Consider the following 20,655-nt stretch of genomic DNA (forward strand, 5'->3'; position numbering starts at 1 on the left):
CGCGTGAGAGCGCGCTGCAAGGAAACCGAGGGGACGGGGAGGGCTCGTGAGCTCGCTGGTCAAGGCGAAGGACGTGCTTCGGCTCATGTCGCGGATGCGTCGCGATCTGACCGTGATGGACATCGCCAACGGGCTCGGCCTGCCTAAGAGTTCGGTGTCCCGGACGCTCGCGCTGATGGCGGAGCACGACTTTCTGGAACGCGATCCGGTGACGCGGGCCTACCGCCCGGGCCCCGTCGTCGTGGAGGCCTCGTACCACTTCCGCGCCTCGCGGTCGGCGCCCACGCTTCTGGAGGAGGAGCTCGGAAAGCTGGTCGACGAGATCGGGTACACCGGCTACGTCGTCATGCTCGACGGCGGCGATTCGCTCGTGATCCACATGCGCACCGGGCGGACCGGCACCCTGCAGGCGTACACGCCGGTCGGGACGCGGGCGCCCGCCTACTCGACCTCGATGGGGCGCGTGCAGTTGTCGCGCCTGAGCGATGCCGAAGTACTGACGCGCGTCGGCGGCACCTTCGACCCCATCGGTCAAGCGCCGCGCAGCCAGGAGGAGTTGCTCCGTCAGCTCGACGGCATCCGCGGCGACGGCTGGGCCTTCTCCCACGACGAGTTCGTCCCCGGCGTGGCGGGGACCGCTTCGGCGGTGGCGGATCCAGGCACGGGACAGATCCTCGGGATCGGTCTGGCGTTCCCTGCCCGGGACCGGGACGATGCCCTGGTGGCCCGATGCGGCGCGGCGGTCCGCGACGCCGCTTCGCGTGTCGGTAAGCACATCGGCGATCCCTCGTGGCTCGCGTTCGAGGGCGGCTGACGTCCACGTGGTCAGCGAGACCGCCGGATCGCCTCGCAGTGAGCGTCGTCGCCGTCGGCCGTGCGCTCGCTGCCGGGGTGGTGGGATGTGAAGCTGAGAAGCCGCACAAGCACCATGCGATTGTCAGGACAGCACCCCGTTCCCGAGCCAACGCCAGAATCTGGGTCACCGGTTCGAAATGCCCTCTCATGGCCGGTCGGCTTCTTCCGGCAGCCCGCCCGGTCAGGCGCTCCGAGGTCCCAGACCAGGCGGCGGTACTTGTCGTGGTCGTAGCCGCGGCCGGGCGGCGCCGGGGCCGGCTTGCTTGCCACACACGGGAGGCACGGCTCGGAGGAGCTGGATCAGCTGGGTGACTCGTTGCGGTCGCCGCCGGTCAGGGTGGCTGCGAGGGGATGCCGGTGGCGACGGTGATCAGATGGTGTCTGCTCTCAGATCACCAGTACCAGGCGGATCCAACCACCTCGAAGCTCAATTCGTCAGGAGTTCTCAGTGCAGCCCGAATGGGGCGGCCCTGAGCGGGCGACCGTTCAGCTCGGAGCAGTCCCCTTCGTCCCACCACAAGCCACCTTCAGTGGTGAGGTAGGGGTGCAGCCCGCGGACGTCTCCGCCTTCGTGCAGTGCCAGCGCGACCGCGTGGAGAAGGCTCGCCAGATCAGGCCAGGAATCGGTGAAGTCGCCGCCGCCGCTGTGGCCTGCCCAGCCGAGACGCCCCGTGTCCGGGCCCGGACGCTGGTCGATCACCTGCGCCGCACCGTCGGCACTCTCAGCCCAGGGAACCCAGAGCGGGTGCCACCAAGGCTCGTCTTCCCACGGGCGAGGGGTCAGGCCGTCGTTCTCCGCCGCGATGGTCATGCAGGTCTGTCGATGTTCCAGGATGCCGCTCACCGCCAGCGGGGACTGCTCAGGCAGGATGGATGCCCAGGAACTCACGCCGTTGTGACATCGCAGAGACTCAGCAAGATCACCAGGCAGCGGGGCGCCGAGAATCCGCTCCGCATGCCGAATCTCGTCAGGTGTCGCCGGCGGATTGAGGAGTGCGAAATCAGAGCTCACGTGCGCCGCCAGCCAGGCGTCGATCAGACGCCAGGACTCCGACGGGGGCAAGATCATCCGTGTCACGGCGCCATCCTGCCCCACATCTGGCAAGCGGATCGAAGCCTCGCCAGTATTCCTGGCTGCGGGACCGCCGAACTGCGCAGGGCTGTCGGCGAAGGCGTTCCCCTGGTGGGCGAGCAGACATTTCTGCGGCTGCTGAACGAGATGTGGCCCGTCCCGGTCAAGATGCGGCCCGAGCTGTAGTCGCGGGACGACGCCGTGCCGCAGAGACGCCGGGGGAGGCGGCGGCCGCGCCCGCGCATGCCCGCATCGCCCGCCCAGCGCACCGGACACCGGTCGCATGCGCCTGGCGTCTGTCAGTCACCCTTGCCGATCCATCGAGGCGAGCAACTGGCTCACGCGTCCGTCCGCCGCGGCGAAGGTGAGGTGGTCGTGGTAGTCGCGGGTCTCGATGATCAGGCCGTCCCTGACGCGCAGGACCTGAATGTTGGCGGTGCGGAAGGTGCGGCCGGTGGCGGGGTACAGGCCCTCGTAGTCGAACTCGGCGATCACCACCTCGGGATCGCCGGTCTCGTGGACGTGGATGTTCTCTGCGCGCATGCGGATCGCGTCGGCGGCCCCCAGGGCGGCGAAGCGCTTACGGAGTTCCGCCCGGCCCTGGATGCGGCGTGGGGGAACCGGCGAGAAGACGATCTCCACATCGGCGTCCTCCGCGTAGAGCTCGGTGAGTTCGCTCCACCTGCCTGCCGAGATGAGGCCGATCAACCGCCCGAAGACCTCGCGGGGCGTAGCTGGTGCAGACATGGCTGACCTCCGTGATTGCGCCGCCTACAATCGGATAGGCAACTCCGTTTCCGACGATACGGATGCGTGACTCCGTTTGTCCAGGCATGGCGAGGATGACTTGACGACCGATCAGAATCCACTCACCACTGGCGCGAAGCCCCTGCGTGCCGACGCGCGGCGAAACCGGGCACGACTGCTGGAGGTCGCCGAGGCGGTCTTCACTGAGCGGGGCACTGGTGCGTCGACGGAGGAGATCGCCCGGGAGGCGAAGGTCGGTATCGCCACCGTGTTCCGGCATTTCCCCACCAAGGAAGCCCTGCTCGAAGCGGTGCTCGTCCGGCGATTGGAACGGCTGGCCGAGGAGGGGCAACGCCTGATGGCCGAGACCGGGCCGACACACGCTCTCTTCGCGTTCTTCGACCTGATACTGGATCAGTCTCCGGTCAAGAATGCCTTCGCCGCGGCGCTCGCCGATGCGGGAGTCGATGTGCGCGCCGCCACCTCCGAAGCCGGGCGTGCCCTGCGTGAGGTACTCATCGCGCTCCTCGACGGCGCTCAGCAGGCTGGTGTGGTACGACGGGACCTGGAGGTGCCGGAACTGACGGCGATCCTGGTGGGCACCTGCCGCATGCTGGAGCACCTGGACGGCCACCCTGACTCCGCGAAGCGCGCCCGAGCGGTCGTCCGCGACGGGCTGCAGGCGCGCACCGGGAGCCCGGAAGGGTCACTCGGCGGCGTTCACCACTCTGCTGAGATGCGCCACGTCGGGGGATGCGCGGACGGGTAGTGGGAGGCGAGGCCGCGGGCTCCCTCGCGTCTCGGATCGCCGGCCGGACCGAGCGAGGGGGTTCGTCCAGCTCCGGCCAGGCCTGTGCGAGAGCTGGGCCCGGCGGCTGCTGCGACGGCACGCGCCAATGTCGTTGGTTCGTGCACGCATATGTTCCCGCGAGCGCGGAGCCGCTAGCTTGATCGGGCTCGCTCGACAGGGTGCAGTCGAAGGTCATGGAGGGGAAGGACCGGCCGGTGCATCGGTCCGGTCCACCACCTCGACGAGGAGGGAGACCCGAGCACATGGATATCGAGCCGAACGCCGACCTCGAGAAGTTCCGACAGGAGGTGGCGGAGTTCCTGGACACCGCGCCGACCGCTGAGATCCGTGAGGCGGGCCGCAAGACCACGAGCGTCTTCGGCCCGTTCGACCAGGTCATGGCCTGGCACAGAATCCTGCACAGCCGCGGCTGGGCCGCCCCGGACTGGCCGGTCGAGCACGGAGGACCCGGATGGTCGGTCGAGCAACGCTACGTCTTCGCCGAGGAGTACCAGAAGCGCGGGCTGCCGCCGCTGCTGCCCAACGGTCTGCGGATGATCGGCCCCCTGCTCATGGAGGCGGGTACCCCGGAGCAGCAGGCCCGCTACCTCCCCGGGATCCTGGCGGGCGAGGACTACTGGACCCAGGGCTACTCCGAACCGGGCGCGGGCTCCGACCTCGCCTCGCTGAGCCTGTCGGCGGTCCCCGACGGCGACGACTACATCCTCAACGGAAGTAAGGCATGGACGACTTACGCCCACAAGGCCAACCGGATGTTCCTGCTCGTCCGCACCGCTCGCGGACAGAGGAAGCAGCAGGGCATCACCTTCCTGCTGCTCGACCGCATGGACTACCCCGGCCTGGAAGTGCGCCCGATCACCGGCATCGACGGTGCCCCGGAGCAGTGCGAGGTCTTCTTCAGTGACGTCCGCGTTCCGAGGTCAGGGCGGGTCGGCGAGGAGAACGAAGGCTGGGCGGTCGCCAAGCAGTTGCTGAAGCATGAGCGCGGCGGCTCGGCGCAGAGCCCGATGCTGCGCCGCAGGCTCGACGTGATCCGCTCCGCTGCCGCCGCCGCCCCCTCCGGATTCGGCGGCACCCTCGCCCAGGACCCCGTGTTCCAGCGTGACCTCGGCGAGCTGGAGGCCGAAGTCGCCTCCTACGAGCACTTCGAGAAGCTGGCCATCAGCGGGCACGAGACCGCGCGGGACATGGCGTACCCCTCGCTCAACAAGGTGATCAGCTCCGAACTGACCCAGCGCATCTCGGTGTTGATGAACCAGGTGGCAGGTCTTGACGCACTGGGGGACCAGCGTGAGGCACTCCGCGTCGGATCGGACGTCGCCCCGCTCGGCGACGACCTGGCGCTGATCGCGATGCCCTACTACCTCAACAGCCGCGCGGTATCCATCTACGCGGGAACCAATGAGGTCCAGCGCGATCTGATCGCCCGCACTCTGCGCCCCTGACGGATCGATCGGAGAACCGAATGGACTTCAACTTCACAGCCGAACAGCACCTGTTGCGCGACAGCGTTTCCCAGTACCTCCAGCGCAACTACGCCTTCGAGGACCGGCGGAAGATCGTCACGTCCTCGCTCGGCTGGTCGCGGGACGTATGGCAGGAGCTGGGCGAGCTCGGTCTCCACGCGCTGGCGTTCCCCGAGCGGCGCGGCGGCCTCGGTGGCTCGGTCGTCGACATGGTCGCGGTCGGCGAGCTGTTCGGCGCTCACCTGCTCGTGGAGCCCTACGCAGCGTCGGTGGTGCTCGCCGGTGGCGTGCTGGCCGCCCTGCCGGAACACCCGGAGGCGGGCCGTCGGCTGGAGCGGATCGCATCGGGCGAAGCCATCGGAGCACTCGCCCACGAAGAGGGGCAGGGCACCGCCGACCCGGCACTGATCGGCACCCGGGCCCGGCGGACGCCTCAGGGCTACCTGCTGACCGGCGAGAAGAAGCTCGTGCTGCACGGAGACGGAGCCGACACCCTGGTCGTGTCCGCGCGCCTGGCCGGTGAGCCGGGCGACCGGGACGGTCTCGCTCTGTTCGTCGTCGACACGGCGGGGACCGGCATCACCGCCACCCCGTTCGTCACCCTCGACGGACGCCGCGCCGCCCATCTGCGGTTCGACGCGCTCGAGGTCGGCCCGGACGCCCTCCTCGCGGAGGACGCTCACGACGTGATCCGCGACGCCGTCGACGGCGCGATCGTGGCACTGGCGGCCGAGTCCGTGGGCGCCATGGGTGAACTCCTGCGCACGACCGCCGCATACGCCTTCACACGCGAACAGTTCGGCGTCCCCATCGGTACCTTCCAGGCGGTGGCGCACCGACTCGCCGACATGAAGATCGCCTACGTCAAGGCGCGGGCGACCCTGCTGCACACCGCGGCCCTCGCCGAGGCGGGCCGGGCCGGGACGCGGGACATCGCCGTGCTGAAGGCGCAGACCGGGCGGCTCGGCCGGCTGATCGGCGAAGCGGCGATTCAGACACACGGCGGCGTCGGAATGACCGACGAACTACCGGTCGGGCACCTGTACAAGCGCATCCTCACGATCGACGCGATGTTCGGGCCCGCCGATCACCATCTGCGAAGGATCGGCATCGCTGCCACGGAGCCACAGCCCGCCACCTGACGCCTCATGAGCGCGGAACGGTCCGATCCCGGGAGCTCGGACCCGTCACGCAGCGATGTGCCCGGACCGGCGGTACGCCGGTCCGGGCACATCGCGTGGGGCCGCCGCTCGGTGTGTACGCGTCCCTCCGCCTCCCGGAGCCCGTCCGGAAGGCTCACTGCTCACTGAATGAGCGTTCAGTGCAGGACGTGCAGGGACCCCCGAAGCGAGGGCGATGTGCGGCACACCATGGACAGGGCATCATGTGCGGGCATATTTTAACGATCGTTCAGCCAGTTGAAGGCGGGCCATGTCGCGTCGCCGGGGCCGTAAGGGCCAAGGCCTCGCACGGCCGACGCAGGACACGTGAGGAGAGGGAAGGCGTGCAGAGCGAAACCGACTCCTCCGCAGCGACCACCGGCGGCGTCCACGGGCGCCGCCCGACATCCGCCCGGCGTCCGGCGGCCGTTCGCATCCGCGGGGCCACCATCGCTCCAGGCTCCCTCGGCAAGCCGCTCTCCGGCTGACCGGCCCCGGAACCGTCCCACCTTCCCGACGGAACCCTCCCTCCCGGCAGGGCGTGTCGGACCTCATCAGGACATCGGAACAGGAGTCACACCATGCGAGATGCAGTCATCGTCGACGCCGTGCGCACCCCGGTCGGCAAGGGCAAGCCCGGCGGCGCACTGTCCGGGATCCACCCGGTGGACCTGTCCGCCCACGTCCTGGGCGCGCTCGCCGAGCGCAACGGCCTGGACCCGGTGACCGTCGACGACGTCGTCTGGGGCTGTGTGTCCCAGGTCGGCGAGCAGGCGGGCTGTGTGGGTCGGTACGCGGTGCTCGCGGCGGGCTGGCCCGAGAGCGTGCCCGGCGTCACGGTGGACCGCCAGTGCGGATCGTCCCAGCAGGCCGTGCATCAGGCCGCCGCCGGCGTCATCGCCGGACAGTACGACATCGCGATCGCCGGTGGCGTCGAGGTCATGTCGCGGGTCCCGATGGGCTCGACACGCGGGGAGAACTTCGGCAAGCCGTTCGGCCCGCTGGTCGGGGAGCGCTACGACCACGTCGTCTTCAACCAGGGAATCGGCGCCGAGATGATCGCCGAGGAGTTCGGGCTCACCCGCGCCGATCTCGACCAGCACGCCCTCGACTCGCACGCGCGGGCGGTCCGCGCGATCGACGAGGGCCGGTTCAAGGGGCAGATCGCCCCGGTCACGCTCGCCGACGGCACAGTCGTCGACACCGACGAGGGGGTGCGCCGCGGCGGCACGCTGGAAAAGCTCGGCCAACTGGCCACCCCGTTCAAGGAGGGCGGCGTGATCTCCGCGGGCAACGCCTCGCAGATATCCGACGGCGCCGCCGCCCTGCTCGTCACCACCTCCGAGATCGCCGCCCGCAACGGGTGGACCCCGATCGCCCGCTTCCACACCGGCACGGTCACCGGCGTCGACCCGGTCACCATGCTCAAGGGCCCGATCCCCGCCACCGCCAAGGTGCTCCAGCGGGCCGGGCTGACCCACGCCGACATCGGCGCGTACGAGATCAACGAGGCGTTCGCCTCCGTCTCGCTCGGCTGGCAGCGCCAGACCGGCGCCGACTACGACCTGCTGAACCCCAACGGCGGCGCCATGGCGCTCGGCCACCCTCTCGGCGCCTCCGGCGCCCGCCTGATGACCACCCTCGTGCACCACATGAGGGACAACGGCATCCGGTACGGACTGCAGTCGATGTGCGAGGGCGGCGGCATGGCCAACGCCACCGTGCTCGAACTGCTCTGAGAGCGAACCCGGTTCAGCTTCCGACGAAGGACGCCGAAGGGCGAAGAAGGCAGAAGGACGCACATGACGATCGAGATCACCGGAAACACCCAGTGGCAGGCGTGGCAGGCGAAGATTTTGCCACCCGTGGAGCGCGTCGGGCCCGGCCTCTGGTCGATCCCGGTGCCGATCCCGGACAACCCTCTGCGCTATGTCCTCGTCTACGCGATCGAGTGCCGGGACGGCCTCACCCTGATCGATGCCGGCTGGGACGACGACCTGTCCTGGCGAGCCCTGACCGAGGGCATCGCCTCCCTCGGCGGGTCCGTCCAGGACGTGCGCGCGGTCCTGGTCACCCACCACCACGCCGACCATCTGGGCCTCGCGGGCCGGATCAGGGAGGTGTCCGGCGCGTGGATCGCGATGCACTCCCTGGACGCGGCGGTCGTGCGTGATCTGCCGCCGTCGGATGAACTGGGCCGGGTGCTCGGCGACCACCTCGAAATGCACGGGCTGCCCGCGAGCGAGGCCCGCACCGTTGTGGAGGCCATGGGGATCCACCGCGGACCCCGCCCCGCCGTCCCGGACGTGCTGCTGGAGGACGGCGAGACGGTGCGGCTTCCCGACCGGAAGCTGGAGGTGATCTGGACGCCGGGCCACAGCCCCGGCCACTCGTGCTTCTACGAGCCCGACCGCAGGCTGCTGTTCTCCGGAGACCACGTGCTGCCCCGGATCACGCCCGCCATCGCCGTTCACTCGCGTACCGAAGGCGATCCGCTCGCCGACTTCCTGCGGTCGCTCGACCGCCTCGCGGGACTCGACGTCGACGAGGTCATGCCGGCCCACGAGTACCGCTTCCGCAAGCTCGACGGGCGCCTCGCGGCGATCGCGGGGCACCATGCGGAGCGGCTCGCCGAGCTGTACACGGCCGTGCGGGCCAACCCGGCGGCGACCGCCTGGCAGCTCGCCGCCGAACTGGAGTGGTCACGGCCGTGGGCGGCCTTCGACCCGGCGAGCAAGAGCTTCGCGCTCGCCGAGACGGTGGCCCACCTCGTTCTGCTCGCCAACCGCGGAGAAGTACGACGCACGGGCCGGCGGCCGGTCCGCTGGAGCGCGGTGTAGGACCCGACCGCGAAGGCCGGTGGGCACGAGCTCGTGCCCACCGGCCTTCGCAGCCGGGTCCTGGGCTCACTGGCGCAGCTTGCGCTTCATGAGCTTGCCCGTGGGTGTCCTGGGCAGCTCGGCCACGAAGTCCACGCTGCGCGGGGCCTTGTAGTGCGCGATCCGCTCCCGCACGTACGCGAGGAGTTCCGCCTCCAGGGCGGGGCCCGTCCCGATGCCTGGCGCGGCCTGGACGACGGCCTTGACCTCCTCGCCCATCTCCGGGTGCGGGACGCCGATGACGGCCACGTCCAGGACGGCCGGGTGGAGGGCGAGGGCGTCCTCGGCCTCCTGCGGATAGATGTTCACACCACCGGAGATGATCATGAAGGAGCGGCGGTCGGTCAGATACAGCCAGCCGTCCTCGTCCACCCTGCCGATGTCACCGATGGTCGACCAGTTCGGGTGCTCGGGATGCTGCGCCTCCCGGGTCTTCTCCGCGTCGCCGAGATATTCGAAGGGCATCTCGTCCCGCTCGAAGTAGACCGTGCCCGCCTGGCCGGTGGGCACCTCGCGCCCTTCGTCGTCGCAGATCCGCAGGCTGCCGAGGACGGCTCTGCCCACCGTGCCCGGTCGCTCCAGCCACTGCGTGGAATCGGCGAACGTCATGCCGTTGCCCTCGGTGGCCGCGTAGTACTCGCAGACGATCGGGCCCCACCAGTCGATCATCGCGCGCTTGACGTCCTGTGGGCAGGGGGCGGCCGCGTGCACGGCGGCCTTCATGCTGGACAGGTCGTGGCGCTCGCGGATCTCCCGCGGCAGCTTCAGCATCCGTACGAACATGGTGGGCACCCACTGGCTGAACGTCGCCCGGTGCTCCTCGACGGCCCGCAGCGCCTTCTCGGCGTCGAAGCGCTCCATGACGACCACCGTGCCGCCGAGCGCGTGCACGGAGGCTCCGTAGCGCAGCGGGGCGGCGTGGTACAGCGGCGCGGGGGAGAGGTACACGGTCTTCTCGTCCACGCCGTACAGAGCCTGCACCAGCAGGGTCAGCTGGTCCATTTCGTCGCCCAGCCGGTATTCGGGAAGGCTCGGCCTGATGCCCTTGGGGCGACCCGTGGTGCCGGAGGAGTACAGCATGTCCGCACCGCGCGGCTGCTCCGGCAGCGGTTCGGCGGAAGCGCCCTCGACCGCCGCCTCGTAGTCCTCGTAGCCCTCCACCTTGCCGCCGTAGGCGAGTCGGACCTCCGGCCCGGACAGCTCGCCGCGCAGCTGTCGGGCCAGGTCCGCGACGCCGGCCGAGACCACCAGGGCGCGGGCGTCGGAGTCCTCGACGATGTAGGCGGCCTCGGCGGCGGTGAGGTGGTGGTTGACGGCGGTCAGGTAGAGGCCGGAGCGCATCGCCGCCCAGTACACCTCGTAGTTGTGCACGGTGTTGTCGCTGAGCAGGGCGACCGTGTCGCCCTTCCGCAGTCCCGCCTCGTGCAGGAAGCGAGCCAGGCGTACGGAGCGGCTCTCCAGCTCCGCGTAGGTCAGTCGATCCCCGGAGACCGCCATGATCACGGCAGGGCGGTCGGGGGCGGTTCGTGCGTACACACCGGGGTACACGCATGCCTCCTGGGCTTGTGCGGAACAGGGGCAGGGAATTGAACGAACGATCAGGTGAACCGTAGGCGGGGCTGCGAAACAGTGTCAACGGGCGTGCGGTACGGGGCTGTCACGGCACCACGCACCTCGGCCCGGCCCGGTCGAACCCGTGGTGGTGCGCCATGGCGACACCGATCGCGACGGTCTGGACGGATCGGTCCGTGCGCGACCCCTGTCGGTGGAGCCCTGCGGCTGTTAGCTTAACGATCGTTTGGTATGCGCCTCTCCGTGCTCAAGCCGGGAGCCGGCGCGCCGCTCCGCCCGGAACGCACGGAGAGGGATAAGCCTGTGCAGTCGCCCGACAACGCTGCCATGTCCGCAGCCCGCCGAATGTCCTTCGGCGCACAACTGGCTCGCAACGCACGCAAGTTCCCCGAGCGCACCGCCTTTGTGCACGGGACCCGCTCGCTCACCTACGCCGAACTCGACGTACGTGTCAGCCGACTGGCCAACGCGCTCGCCGAGCGAGGCATCGGCGCGGGCGACCGGATCGCGATCGTCATGTACAACCGCATCGAACTTGCCGAGTGCTTCCTGGCCGCCGCCCGGCTCGGCGCGATCGGAGTGCCGGTCAACTTCCGGCTGGTCGCGGACGAGGTGGCCTACATCCTGGCCGACTGCGGCGCCCGCGCCCTCGTCTGCGACGCGAAGACGGCCCCCACCTGCGTCGCGGCCGCCGCCGAGCTGGACGGTCCCGCCACCGTCCTGGTCACCGACGACCCGGCCGCCTATGGTCCGGACGCCGAGGCGTACGAGACCGCCCTCGCAGGAGCCTCACCCGAAGACCCCGGTATCGACGTCCCGGAGACCTACCCGGCGTACATCATGTACACCTCGGGCACGACAGGCCGTCCCAAGGGCGCGGTCCTGACCCATCTCAACCTGGTCATGGGCACCCTCCTCAACATCGCCGTGGTCGGCGGAATCCCGAGCGAGCCCGACAGCTCGCTGCTCGGCGTGCCGATGTTCCACATCGCGGGCCTGAACCTGTCCCTGCGCGGGCTGGTCGACGGCGGCCGCGTGGTGATCGACTCCTCGCCGGTGTTCGACGCGGCGGCGTTCGTGGACCAACTCGAGCGGGAGCGGATCACCAGCTGCTTCCTGGTGCCGAGCCAGTGGCAGGCGATCTGCGCGCTCCCCGGCCTCAAGGACCGCGATCTCGTCCTGCGTGCCCCGAGCTGGGGCGCGTCCGTCGCGCCGCCCTCGGTGCTGGAGGCCTTGCAGGACAAATTCCCCGACGCCCCCGCGTACACGGCGTTCGGGCAGACCGAGATGAGCCCGGTCACCACCCTTCTGCGGGCCGAGGACGCCGTGCGGAAGTTCGGCTCGGTCGGCACCCCGCTGCCGGGGATCGAGGTGCGCATCGTCGACGAGGAGATGCGGGACGTGCCCCGCGGCGAGGTCGGCGAGATCGTCTACCGGGGCCCGACGGCGATGCTCGGCTACTGGAACAAGCCCGAGGCGACCGAAGAGGCCTTCAAGGGCGGCTGGTTCCACTCGGGCGATCTGTGCCGGATGGACGACGACGGGTTCATCTACGTGGTCGACCGCAAGAAGGACATGATCATTTCGGGTGGCGAGAACATCTACTGCGCCGAGGTCGAGGCCGTGCTCGACACCCATCCCGACATCGCCCAAGCGGTGGTCATCGGAGTCGACCACCCGAAGTGGGTGCAGACTCCGCGCGCGATCATCGTGCCTGCCGACGGGGCGAAGCTCACGGAGCAGGACGTCGTCGAACACTGCCGAGGCAGGCTGGCTTCGTACAAGAAGCCCACGTCCGTCGTGTTCGTCGAAGCCCTGCCGCGCAACGCGAGCGGCAAGGTGCAGAAGTTCAGGCTGCGCGAGCAGTACGGCGCCTGATCAGGCCCGGCGCCCTTCGGGACGGCCGGCCGCGCGCCGTCAGCCACCGGCACGCGGCCGGTGCCGGATCAGGACCTCCTGGGTGACGGAGGCGACCAGCCGGCCGTCGTGGGTGAAGATGTCCGAGTGCGCGAGGCCGCGCCCGTCGCCGGCCGTCGGGCTCGACTGCGCGAAGAGCAGCCAGTCGTCGGCACGGAACGGCCGGTGGAACCACATCGCGTGGTCGAGGGACGCGACGGCGACACGCGAAGGACCGCCGCGCAGGTGGCGGGGCGGTCGCACATGCAGCGCCGCCGTCGACGCGAGGTTCAGGTCCGACAGGTACGCCAACGCGCAGACGTGCAGCAGTGGATCGTCCTCCGGCAGCCGCTGTGCGGTGCGCAGCCAGACGTACTGCCGCGTGGTTCCGGGGTCCGTCACCTCCCCGGACGTTTCGGGCGCGAACCGCATGTCGAAGGTGTAGCGCCCGACGGCACCCCAGTATCCCTGGGAGGCCTCCCCCGACCAGGCGTCCGACGGGTCGGGCAGCGCTTCGGGCGGCGGCACGCCGGGCATCGCACGCTGCCGTCCCGCGCTCTCCTCCGGGAGCTTGAACGACGCGGACAGGGTGAACACGGCGGTGTCGTCCTGGAGGGCGGTGACATGACGTGTCGAGAAGGACCGGCCGTCACGGAGGCGGTCCACGGCGTACGTCAGCGGCCGTGTCGGATCGCCCGGCCGCATGAAGTAACCGTGCAACGAGTGCACCCCTCGGCCCTCGGGGACGGTACGCCCTGCCGCGACGAGTGCCTGCGCCGCGACCTGGCCGCCGAAGGCACGCATCTTGGCGCCCGCGTGACACCAGCCGTGGAAGTGGTTCTCGTCGAGCTCCTTCAGCCTGAGCAGATCGACGAAACCGGCGATCGTCGTGGGGTCCCGCTCCGTGTCGGTCATGGGTGCTTCCTATCCCACGGCCCACCGGCCCGTGAAGTCGGGCTCACGCTTCTCGGCGAAGGCGAGGAACGCGGCAGGGGCGTCCACCGTGGCGAAGTTGATCGCCTGGGTGCGGGCCTCCGCGGCGAGGGCGTCGCGCAGAGTCCGGTCCGCGTTCTCGTTGAGGAGTGCCTTGTTCTGGGCCAGGGCGACCGGAGGGCCCGCGGCGAGCCGGCCGGCCAGGTCCGAGACGTACGCGTCGATGTCGTCGGGCCCCACGACCCACGTCACCAGGCCGAGGCGATGGGCCTCGGCCGCGTCGATCATCTCGGCGAGCAGTGCGAGCCGTTTGGCCTGTTGCAGACCCACCAGCTTGGGCAGCAGCCACGATCCGCCGAAGTCGAGCGACAGACCCCGCTTGGCGAAGATCTGGGAGAACCTGGAGCGCGGAGTGGCGACCACGAGGTCGCAGCCCAGGGCCAGGTTCCAGCCCGCGCCGACGGCTACTCCGTCGACCTGGGCGATGGTCGGCACGGGCAGCTCGTGCAGCAGCAGTGCCACGTCGTTGACCATGCGCATCCGGGCGTTCGGGTGGGTCCCGGGATCGCTGGGCGCGGTCAGATCGGCACCCGCGCAGAAGGCGCCGCCGGCACCGGTGAGGACCACGGCGCGCACCGCGGGGTCGGTCCTGCAGGCGGTGAACGCCTCGCCGAGCGCCTGCCACAGCTCCGCGTCGACGGCGTTCTTCTTCTCCGGGCGATTCAGGGTCAGAGTCCGCACGCCGTCCTTGAACTCGTCCAGGAGTACGGGTGCTACGGGCTCTTCGGCCATGACGTCGTCACGCTCCTCGTGATCACTTCAATGATGGTCGGTTCAGGTGGTCCGTCAGAAGATCGAGTACGCGCCGTCGACCACGATCGTGTCCCCGGTCTGGAAGCCGCCCGCTCCGCCGGCCAGATACACGGCGAGGCGCGCGAAGTCGGACGGGTCGCCCCAGCGCCGCTGGGGCATGCGACGCATCACGTTGCGTTCGAAGGTCTCGTTGTGCAAGGTGTCCGAGGCGAGCGGGGTCTCGGTCCAACCCACCAGCAACGAGTGGGTGTTGATGCCGTGGCGTGCGAACTCGACGGCACAGCCCTGGAGCAGCGAGGTCAGTCCCGCCTTGCTCGCCGCGTAGGCCTGGTTGCGAGGACTTCCCTGGATCGACGACACGCTCGACGTGCCGACGAGGACACCACCGCCCCCGCGCTCCACCATGTGCGCGGCGGCGGCGCGCAGGGTCAGGAACGAGCCTTCCAGGTTCACCCGCATCACCCGGCGGAACTCGGTCAGGCTCAGCTCCGTGAACGGGGTGATCCGCCCGCTCACCCCCGCGTTGACGAAGCAGGAGTCGACCCGGCCGAAGCGCTCCAGGGTCTCTGCGAACCCCGTGGCGACTGCTTCCTCGTCGCCCACGTCGCAGCGCACGGCCGCCACCCGGCCGCCGTGCCCGGCGAGTTCGCCGGCCGCAGTCGTGTTGCGTTCGGCGCTCGTGCCCCAGACGCAGACGTCCGCACCGGCCCTGGCGAGGCCGTGGGCCATGCCGAGGCCGATGCCGGAGTTGCCGCCGGTGACGAGGGCGACATGGCCGGACAGGTCGAACAAGCCGGAGCCGGGCGCCGCGCTCATCGCACGTCCTCCGGCCGGCCGGGCCACGAGGGAAGGACATCGGCGTAGTCGGCGAGCCGCGCGGGGAACTTCGCGGGGCGCTTCTCCAGGAAGGACGTGACGCCCTCTGCGGCGTCCGGCCCCTGCCCGAGCCGGAAGATGGCCTCGGAGTCGAGCCGGTGAGCGTCCCACGGCGAGGCCGCGCCGAGCATCGACCACATGAGCCGCCGCGAGTAGGCCACCGACACCACCGAGGTGTTCCGGGCGATCTCCTGGGCCACGGCGTACGCCGTCGACAGGAGGTCGTCGTCGGGGACGACGCGGGAGACGAGCTTTCCCGCGAGGGCCTCCGCCGAGCCGAACACCCGGCCGGTCGCCACCCACTCCATCGCCTGCGAGATGCCCACGACGCGAGGCAGGAACCAGCTGGACGCCGCCTCGGGGACCAGACCCCGGCGCGCGAAGACGAAGCCGAAGCGCGCCGACTCGGCGGCGATCCGGACGTCGGCCGGCAGGGTCATCGTCGAACCGACGCCCACCGCAGGGCCGTTGAAGGCCACGACGACCGGCTTCACGCTCGCAGCGATGCGCAGGGCCACACAGCCTCCGCCGTCGCGTGGCACGCCGTCGATGGTGCCGAAGTCCGTCCGGTCGACGACCTTCCAGGCCGCCCGGTGATCGAACGTGGCCGCGCCGCCCTCCAGGTCCGCGCCCGCGCAGAACCCGCGACCCGAACCGGTCATGACCACGGCCCGAACGCTGTCGTCGGTGTCCGTCGCGTCGAACGCGGCGATCAGTTCCGTGGCCATGGTGCGGGTGAAGGCGTTCAGCCGGTCGGGCCGGTCGAGCGTGATGGTGGCGATCTGGTCGGCGATGCGCAGTCGTATCTGAGTGAAGTCGGTCGCTGATGCGGACTCGGTCATGCGGTGCTCTCCAAGGTCCCCGTGAGAATGGGGTGGTGGCGTCGAGGGTGGTCGCTGCGGGTCGGCTCCGGCTGGTCGCTGCCGGTCGGGCGACGTCGGCAGGTCAGCCGTCGGTGAAGCGCGGCGCCCGCTTGCCGAAGCGCGCGGTGACGGCCTCGACCTGGTTGGGACTGCCGATGAGGGCTCCGATCTCCTTCTGCTCCTCGGCGAAGCCGGTCGCGAGATCGGCGCGGCCCGCGAGGTCGAGGAGGCGCTTTGCCGCGCGCACGGCATCCGGGCTCTGCCGCGCGATCCGGCCGGCGGTCTCCAGGGCGGCGGCGAGCGGATCATCGGCGCAGTACGTGGCAAGGCCGATGCGGGCCGCCTCCTCGCCGCTGACGTCACGGGCGGTGAACGTGAGTTCTTTCGCCACGTCGCGGCCCACCAGTTCCGGCAGCAGCTGCGTGCCCGTCATGTCGGGGACCAGGCCCCACGCCACCTCGAACACGCTGAGCCGGGCGTCCGGCGCGACGATCCGGATGTCGGCGCCGAGGGCGATCTGCAGTCCGCCGCCGAGTGCGTTGCCACGCAGCGCGGCGATCACCGGCACCGGCAGTTCGGCCCACACATGGGCTGCGCGCTGCCCGGCCGCCTGCGCCGGGCCGTCCGACGGCGGGAGTTCGGCGAGACCGGACAGCCGCTCGCCGTCGCCCATCGCCCGGAAGGAGGCGAAGTCGAGGCCGGCACAGAAGTCGGGACCTTCGCCGGACAGGACCACGGCACGTACGCCCACCTGCCCCTTGAGCCGTTCACCCGTGGTGACGAGTGCCTCGAACATGGCCGGGTCGAGCGCGTTGCGCTTGTCGGGCCGGTTCAGCCGTACGTCGGCGACCCCGTCGGCCACGCTGACGGTCACCCTCCGGGCCGTCTCCGTGCTGCTCATACGTGTGCTCCCTCGGTTTCTGTCGCTACGCGTTAGGGGTGGCGGTCACCGTGCCGCCTGCGCCGCGTACGCGGGGTTGGCGACCGCCAGCTTGTCCGTGACGCCGCCCCTTACGGCCACCAGGACCGCCGGGTCGCCGGGGTCCACGGCGCCGTCGCGGATCGCCTCGGCGAGCTCGCGGTCGTCGCGCCGGCCGAGCGCGGCCAGGCGGCGGGCATGGGCTTCGGTGTGCGCGGGTGCGAGGAGGGCCTCGCGGCGGGCGATGGCGACGGCGTTGGCCGCCACCTTGGACAGGAAGCGCAGCCGCGGGTCGCCCGTGGTCTCCTCGGTGAGGAAGACCTGCACGGACCGGAGCAGCGCGTCGGCGCCGGGCCGGTCGTGCGGGGGAGCGGCGGCGGTGTCGTCGCGGCTGTCGAGGACGTCGGGAAGCGTGCCTGGTTCGACGAGGCCGAGCGCGAGCAGCACGTCGTACTCCTGCTCGCAGACCTTGCGTCCCAGTACGGCGTATTCCACGTCCTGTTCGGCGCCGGACAGGAACCGGTCGGCCTGCATCCGGCAGAGCACCGCCCAGCGCAGCGTCCCGTACACCTCCCACCAGTGGAGTTCGGCCGAGCTGGGCCGGTCACCCGCGATCTCGGCGTACCCGGCGAGGAGTTCCTCGCGCGGTCCGAAGCCGCCGGCCGGCTCGGCGGACCCGAACCGCCACGCCTTGACGCACAGCCAGCCCAGATCCTCGACGGGGTCGCCCACATGGGTGAGTTCCCAGTCGAGGACGGCACGTATGCCCGACTCGTCGATCATCAGGTTGCCGTTGCGGAAGTCCCCGTGCACGACGCAGGCCCGGCGGGAGGACGGCGGCCGGTGGTCGGACAACCAGCGAAGACCGAGCTCGACGGCCGGGCGCGGGTCGTCGAACTCCCGGTACACGGACGTGATGTGGTCCAGCGGATCGGCCTCGGGCAGATCGGGGACGGCGGCCGGGGGGAGGCTGTGGATGCGGGCGAGGACCCGGCCGAGTTCGCGCGCGAGCTTCGGGCGCACCGCCGCGAACCGTTCGTCGCGCAGCAGCCGGCGCGGGATGGTCTCGCCCTCGACGCGCTCCATCAGCAGATAGGCACGGCCGAGCCCGGTGCCGTGATCCACGAGACGCGGCACCGGCACACCGGCCTTGGCAGCGGCGCTCAGCGCCGCTGCCTCCCGCGCCATCACCTCTGGGCTCGGCTTGACCAGCGGGTCGCAGCGCAGGATCAGCGGCTGAGCGGAGCCCCCGGCCGTGGTCGCGTCGAGGGACCAGGTGTCCCTGCTGGCGCCGCCCGACAGGCGCCGCATGCCCTGGATGGTCACGGGCGCGCCCCACAGCGAACCCAGCCGGTCCCGCAGCCACCCCTGGATGTCGTCGTGTGGTGTGCTCACGCGGGCAGCCCCGCCCACGGCGCCTTCGTCACGTCGGCGAGCAGCTTGCGGGCGACGACCATGCGGTGCACCTCGTCGGGTCCGTCGTAGATACGGGCGTAACGGGCGCGCCGGTACATGGCCTCCAGCGGGGTGTCGGCGGTGACGCCGAGCGCGCCGTGCACCTGGATGGCGCGGTCGACGACGTTGTGCAGGACCTGCGCGCCCCAGAACTTGACCAGGCTGATCTCCAGACGGGCCTGGCCGTCCTGGTCGTAGCGGCGTGCCGCGTCCAGCGTCATCAGCCGGGCAGCCTGGATCTCGGCGGCCGACTCGGCGATGTAGCGCCGGATCTCACCCTTCTCGGAGAGCAGCGAACCGTGTGCGTAACGCGTGTTGGCCCGCTCGACCATCAATTCGAAGGCCCGCTGCGCCTGTCCGAGCCAACGCATGCAGTGGAAGATGCGCCCTGGACCCAGGCGTCGCTGCGCGATGGTGAAGCCCTTGCCGCGTTCGCCGAGCAGATGGTCGGCGGGGACACGCACGTCGGTCAGCCGCAGTTCGCAGTGGTCGCCCTCGGTGTCGCCCATCGTCTCCAGGACGCGGGTGATCTCCAGACCCGGGGTGCCGGCCGGGACGATGATCGCGGAGACTGCGCCGTGCGGGGTCGCGGGGTTCTCCTCGGTGCGGGCGAAGACCGTGGTGAAGGCAGCCCCGCTGGCTCCGGTGGTGAACCATTTGTGCCCGTTGATCACCCACTCGTCGCCGTCGAGCACCGCTGTCGTCGCGATCCGGGTCGGGTCGGAGCCGGCCACCTCCGGCTCGGTGAGACCGACGCTCGGGCTGATCTCGGCGTTGGCCAGCGGCCTGAGCCAGCGTTCGCGCTGCGCCCGGGAGGCGTACAGGTCGAGCATGATGGAATCCTGCATGGTGAACGTGCCGACGGCCATCTGACCGTACTCGGAACGCCCGATGATCTCGTTGAGCAGGGCGAACTCGTACAACGGCAGCCCCTTGCCACCGAGTTCGACCGGGTGACCGAGTATCCACAGGTCCAGTTTCCTGGCCCGGTCCTGAAGGGCGGTGAGCGCGTCCCGCGCCTCGGGGGTGCGGCCTGCGAGCGTTCGTTCGGCGGGGATGACCTCGTCGTTGATGAAGGCGGCCATCCGGGTGCGCAGGTCGATGATCTCGTCTGACATGTGTGGTTCCGTCCGGTTGCGTCGGGAGGATCGGAAGGGTGGGGGACGGGAAGCGTCGGGGAGCGATCAGGCTTCAGAGCGCGGCGACGGGGTTCAGGGGGTCCCGGAGGCATCACGGGATGCCTCGCGCAGGTGCGCCTTCAGTGGGCGAGAGCGAGGTGGCGGCCCGCGCGGAGAGCGGTCCCGGGCGCGGCGCGGGTACCGCATGAAACAGGTGGGTCGGTCACGAAGGACACGCGGTACTCCCGTCGACGGCTGCCGAACGACCGGGTCCCGAGGCCACAGAGGCCTGTACGGAGAACCGGTACGTCGATGAACGAACGTTAAGTTGGGCCTCGTCCGAAGCACAACCCCCGGAGTGCAAGCGGCCGCCGTTCTGGTGGAAACAGTCGAGGACGCCGGAGCACGCGGTGCGCGAGACGGGCACGACGTGCCGACGTCTCCTCGGCGAAGGGGTGATGAGCCGGGGCCGGGCGTGATCGCCGGGGCGCCGGGCCGGACGGTCCCGGGGCGTCAGCCGCGGGCGGCCCGCCGTGGGGCGCGGGGACGGTACTCCACGACGGTGAGCGCGAGGGACACGTAGCGCTCGATGAGGTCGTCCACGGTGATTTCGCCCCCCGGCCGGTACCACTGGGCCACGGCATTGCACATGGCGATGACCGCACGACGACTGTCATCGGGGTAGGGCGTCAGGAAGATCCCCTCCGCCACCCCGCGCTCGATCACCGTACGGAACTGCTGGGTGCCCTGCTCCGCGTTCTTGCGGTAGCGCGCCAAGTGCTCAGGCTCCAGGCTGCGTTGCTCGGTCTCCATGATGCTGCTCTTGACGCGGTGCGAGGTGCGGTACCGGATCGTGGCCGTGACGAGGGCCTCCAACTGCTCGGCCGGGTCGTCTCCCGCCCGCTCCAGGGCTTCCCCGCAGGCGGTGAAGAAGGCTTCGTGGGCCTCGTCCAGGATGGCCACGAGCAGTTCCTGCTTGCTCTTGTAGTAGTAGTAGAGCGCCGACAGGCTGACACCGGCACGCTGGGCGATGTCCCGGATCGAGGCCGCGCCGTAACCGCGTTCGGCGATCTCCTCGCGGGCCGCCTCGACGATGGCCTGATAACCGGTGGGTCGCGTGGGCACGGTACTCCGATCACACAGGGGCGGCCGGGAAGCCACTGGGCTGGCCGAACGTTCGTACACTGCCGCCCCATGATAGCGGCGCGGCGGAGCTGCCG

19 protein-coding genes are annotated in these 20,655 nt (G+C 70.4%); 8 read left to right on the forward strand and 11 right to left on the reverse strand.

Going from position 1 to position 20,655, the window contains the following annotated elements; all coding sequences use genetic code 11:
• The first annotated feature begins 46 nt into the window (after positions 1–46).
• Positions 47–814, forward strand: coding sequence for an IclR family transcriptional regulator (locus ACGFNN_RS05200; RefSeq protein WP_393553123.1), 768 nt, complete (start codon positions 47–49; stop codon positions 812–814).
• A 486-nt stretch (positions 815–1,300) separates the two neighbouring features.
• On the opposite strand, the gene ACGFNN_RS05205 is transcribed toward ACGFNN_RS05200, so the two are convergent.
• Together ACGFNN_RS05205 and ACGFNN_RS05210 are read right to left on the reverse strand one after the other, a co-directional pair.
• Positions 1,301–1,924, reverse strand: coding sequence for an SMI1/KNR4 family protein (locus ACGFNN_RS05205; protein ID WP_393554028.1), 624 nt, complete (start codon positions 1,922–1,924; stop codon positions 1,301–1,303).
• 306 nt (positions 1,925–2,230) lie between these two features.
• Positions 2,231–2,674, reverse strand: a complete 444-nt coding sequence (locus tag ACGFNN_RS05210) for a nuclear transport factor 2 family protein (RefSeq protein WP_393553125.1) — start codon at positions 2,672–2,674, stop codon at positions 2,231–2,233.
• 76 nt (positions 2,675–2,750) lie between these two features.
• Between ACGFNN_RS05210 and ACGFNN_RS05215 the strand changes: the two genes are divergently transcribed.
• The 6 genes from ACGFNN_RS05215 to ACGFNN_RS05240 all read left to right on the forward strand — a co-directional run bounded on the left by ACGFNN_RS05215 (position 2,751) and on the right by ACGFNN_RS05240 (position 8,951).
• Positions 2,751–3,443 carry a TetR/AcrR family transcriptional regulator gene (locus tag ACGFNN_RS05215; RefSeq protein WP_393553126.1) on the forward strand — a complete coding sequence of 231 codons (693 nt, stop codon included), beginning with the start codon at positions 2,751–2,753 and terminating at the stop codon, positions 3,441–3,443.
• 284 nt (positions 3,444–3,727) lie between these two features.
• A complete protein-coding gene (locus tag ACGFNN_RS05220; protein WP_393553128.1) occupies positions 3,728–4,930 on the forward strand; it encodes an acyl-CoA dehydrogenase family protein in 1,203 nt (400 codons plus the stop codon).
• A 20-nt stretch (positions 4,931–4,950) separates the two neighbouring features.
• Complete coding sequence (locus ACGFNN_RS05225; RefSeq protein ID WP_393553130.1) at positions 4,951–6,093, forward strand: acyl-CoA dehydrogenase family protein; 1,143 nt, start codon at positions 4,951–4,953, stop codon at positions 6,091–6,093.
• Between the two features lie 362 nt (positions 6,094–6,455).
• Positions 6,456–6,599 (forward strand): hypothetical protein, encoded by a 144-nt coding sequence (locus ACGFNN_RS05230; RefSeq protein ID WP_393553132.1) that lies wholly within the window; start codon positions 6,456–6,458, stop codon positions 6,597–6,599.
• Positions 6,600–6,692: 93 nt separating this feature from the next.
• A complete protein-coding gene (locus ACGFNN_RS05235; RefSeq protein ID WP_393553134.1) occupies positions 6,693–7,850 on the forward strand; it encodes a thiolase family protein in 1,158 nt (385 codons plus the stop codon).
• Between the two features lie 63 nt (positions 7,851–7,913).
• On the forward strand, positions 7,914–8,951 hold the full coding sequence (locus tag ACGFNN_RS05240) for an MBL fold metallo-hydrolase (RefSeq protein WP_393553136.1): 1,038 nt from the start codon (positions 7,914–7,916) through the stop codon (positions 8,949–8,951).
• A gap of 66 nt (positions 8,952–9,017) precedes the next feature.
• On the opposite strand, the gene ACGFNN_RS05245 is transcribed toward ACGFNN_RS05240, so the two are convergent.
• Positions 9,018–10,538: an acyl-CoA synthetase gene (locus tag ACGFNN_RS05245; RefSeq protein ID WP_393553138.1), complete on the reverse strand. Its 1,521-nt coding sequence runs from the start codon at positions 10,536–10,538 to the stop codon at positions 9,018–9,020.
• 351 nt (positions 10,539–10,889) lie between these two features.
• Here ACGFNN_RS05245 and ACGFNN_RS05250 point away from each other — a divergent pair, with 351 nt between their 5' ends.
• The gene (locus ACGFNN_RS05250) at positions 10,890–12,440 is read left to right on the forward strand and encodes a long-chain-fatty-acid--CoA ligase (protein ID WP_393553140.1); all 1,551 of its coding nucleotides are present in this window, start codon (positions 10,890–10,892) and stop codon (positions 12,438–12,440) included.
• A 39-nt stretch (positions 12,441–12,479) separates the two neighbouring features.
• Here the strand turns inward: ACGFNN_RS05250 and ACGFNN_RS05255 are convergent, their stop codons facing one another.
• The 8 genes from ACGFNN_RS05255 to ACGFNN_RS05290 all read right to left on the reverse strand — a co-directional run bounded on the left by ACGFNN_RS05255 (position 12,480) and on the right by ACGFNN_RS05290 (position 20,560).
• Positions 12,480–13,373, reverse strand: coding sequence for an acyl-CoA thioesterase (locus ACGFNN_RS05255; RefSeq protein ID WP_393553142.1), 894 nt, complete (start codon positions 13,371–13,373; stop codon positions 12,480–12,482).
• Between the two features lie 9 nt (positions 13,374–13,382).
• The gene (locus tag ACGFNN_RS05260; RefSeq protein WP_393553143.1) at positions 13,383–14,183 is read right to left on the reverse strand and encodes an enoyl-CoA hydratase/isomerase family protein; all 801 of its coding nucleotides are present in this window, start codon (positions 14,181–14,183) and stop codon (positions 13,383–13,385) included.
• A 54-nt stretch (positions 14,184–14,237) separates the two neighbouring features.
• Positions 14,238–15,020: an SDR family NAD(P)-dependent oxidoreductase gene (locus ACGFNN_RS05265; RefSeq protein WP_393553145.1), complete on the reverse strand. Its 783-nt coding sequence runs from the start codon at positions 15,018–15,020 to the stop codon at positions 14,238–14,240.
• The gene (locus ACGFNN_RS05270; protein ID WP_393553146.1) at positions 15,017–15,922 is read right to left on the reverse strand and encodes an enoyl-CoA hydratase-related protein; all 906 of its coding nucleotides are present in this window, start codon (positions 15,920–15,922) and stop codon (positions 15,017–15,019) included. The genes ACGFNN_RS05265 and ACGFNN_RS05270 overlap by 4 nt, the downstream gene beginning before the upstream one ends.
• Positions 15,923–16,025: 103 nt before the next feature.
• The gene (locus tag ACGFNN_RS05275) at positions 16,026–16,844 is read right to left on the reverse strand and encodes a crotonase/enoyl-CoA hydratase family protein (protein WP_393553148.1); all 819 of its coding nucleotides are present in this window, start codon (positions 16,842–16,844) and stop codon (positions 16,026–16,028) included.
• 45 nt (positions 16,845–16,889) lie between these two features.
• A complete protein-coding gene (locus ACGFNN_RS05280; protein WP_393553150.1) occupies positions 16,890–18,257 on the reverse strand; it encodes a phosphotransferase family protein in 1,368 nt (455 codons plus the stop codon).
• Positions 18,254–19,435: an acyl-CoA dehydrogenase family protein gene (locus ACGFNN_RS05285; protein ID WP_393553152.1), complete on the reverse strand. Its 1,182-nt coding sequence runs from the start codon at positions 19,433–19,435 to the stop codon at positions 18,254–18,256. The genes ACGFNN_RS05280 and ACGFNN_RS05285 overlap by 4 nt, the downstream gene beginning before the upstream one ends.
• Positions 19,436–19,948: 513 nt before the next feature.
• Positions 19,949–20,560, reverse strand: coding sequence for a TetR/AcrR family transcriptional regulator (locus ACGFNN_RS05290; protein WP_393553153.1), 612 nt, complete (start codon positions 20,558–20,560; stop codon positions 19,949–19,951).
• Between the last annotated feature and the right edge of the window lie 95 nt (positions 20,561–20,655).

It is taken from the genome of Streptomyces sp. NPDC048590 (genome assembly GCF_043199535.1).
Taxonomy (GTDB): domain Bacteria; phylum Actinomycetota; class Actinomycetes; order Streptomycetales; family Streptomycetaceae; genus Streptomyces.

Bases quoted from the DNA above. Each gene is read 5' to 3' on its own strand.
- ACGFNN_RS05205 (WP_393554028.1), bottom strand. From the start codon at position 1,924: ATGATCTTGCCCCCGTCGGAGTCCTGGCGTCTGATCGACGCCTGGCTG.
- ACGFNN_RS05210 (WP_393553125.1), bottom strand. From the start codon at position 2,674: ATGTCTGCACCAGCTACGCCCCGCGAGGTCTTCGGGCGGTTGATCGGC.
- ACGFNN_RS05220 (WP_393553128.1), top strand. From the start codon at position 3,728: ATGGATATCGAGCCGAACGCCGACCTCGAGAAGTTCCGACAGGAGGTG.
- ACGFNN_RS05225 (WP_393553130.1), top strand. From the start codon at position 4,951: ATGGACTTCAACTTCACAGCCGAACAGCACCTGTTGCGCGACAGCGTT.
- ACGFNN_RS05235 (WP_393553134.1), top strand. From the start codon at position 6,693: ATGCGAGATGCAGTCATCGTCGACGCCGTGCGCACCCCGGTCGGCAAG.
- ACGFNN_RS05240 (WP_393553136.1), top strand. From the start codon at position 7,914: ATGACGATCGAGATCACCGGAAACACCCAGTGGCAGGCGTGGCAGGCG.
- ACGFNN_RS05250 (WP_393553140.1), top strand. From the start codon at position 10,890: ATGTCCGCAGCCCGCCGAATGTCCTTCGGCGCACAACTGGCTCGCAAC.
- ACGFNN_RS05255 (WP_393553142.1), bottom strand. From the start codon at position 13,373: ATGACCGACACGGAGCGGGACCCCACGACGATCGCCGGTTTCGTCGAT.
- ACGFNN_RS05260 (WP_393553143.1), bottom strand. From the start codon at position 14,183: ATGGCCGAAGAGCCCGTAGCACCCGTACTCCTGGACGAGTTCAAGGAC.
- ACGFNN_RS05265 (WP_393553145.1), bottom strand. From the start codon at position 15,020: ATGAGCGCGGCGCCCGGCTCCGGCTTGTTCGACCTGTCCGGCCATGTC.
- ACGFNN_RS05270 (WP_393553146.1), bottom strand. From the start codon at position 15,922: ATGACCGAGTCCGCATCAGCGACCGACTTCACTCAGATACGACTGCGC.
- ACGFNN_RS05275 (WP_393553148.1), bottom strand. From the start codon at position 16,844: ATGAGCAGCACGGAGACGGCCCGGAGGGTGACCGTCAGCGTGGCCGAC.
- ACGFNN_RS05285 (WP_393553152.1), bottom strand. From the start codon at position 19,435: ATGTCAGACGAGATCATCGACCTGCGCACCCGGATGGCCGCCTTCATC.